This is a genomic window from Mesorhizobium sp. (assembly GCF_004962925.1).
GTDB lineage: Bacteria > Pseudomonadota > Alphaproteobacteria > Rhizobiales > Rhizobiaceae > Mesorhizobium.
The window spans coordinates 56,041-56,399 of record NZ_SUEO01000010.1; the positions used below are offsets into that span (position 1 = coordinate 56,041).

A 359-nucleotide genomic window follows, 5' to 3' on the forward strand; every position below is an offset into this window, starting at 1 on the left:
TCAGCCCGGAAAAAGAAAAGTCGGGCTGCGCCGAGCCCTTCATCGGCCGTGGGAAAGCAAAGCGCGTGGCGTCGCCGGTCGCAGCCGCCTTCTCGACATTCGGCCCGCCGGGATAGGGCAGGCCGAGCATCTTGGCCGTCTTGTCGAAGGCTTCGCCGAGCGCATCGTCGATGGTTGTCGCCCAGCGCTGATAATCGCCAACGCCACGCACGGCGACGATCTGCGTGTGACCGCCGGACGCCAGCAGCAACAGGTAGGGAAAATCGAGACCGTCGGTGAGCCGTGCGGTGAGCGCGTGGCCTTCGAGGTGGTTAATGGCGATCAGCGGCTTGTTTGCGGCGGCTGCGATCGCCTTGGCC

1 pseudogene is annotated in these 359 nt (G+C 65.5%); it reads right to left on the minus strand.

Annotated elements, in window-relative coordinates:
• Nucleotides 1-359, minus strand: a pseudogene (locus E5W87_RS04535) (tRNA (adenosine(37)-N6)-threonylcarbamoyltransferase complex transferase subunit TsaD); the annotation flags it as partial.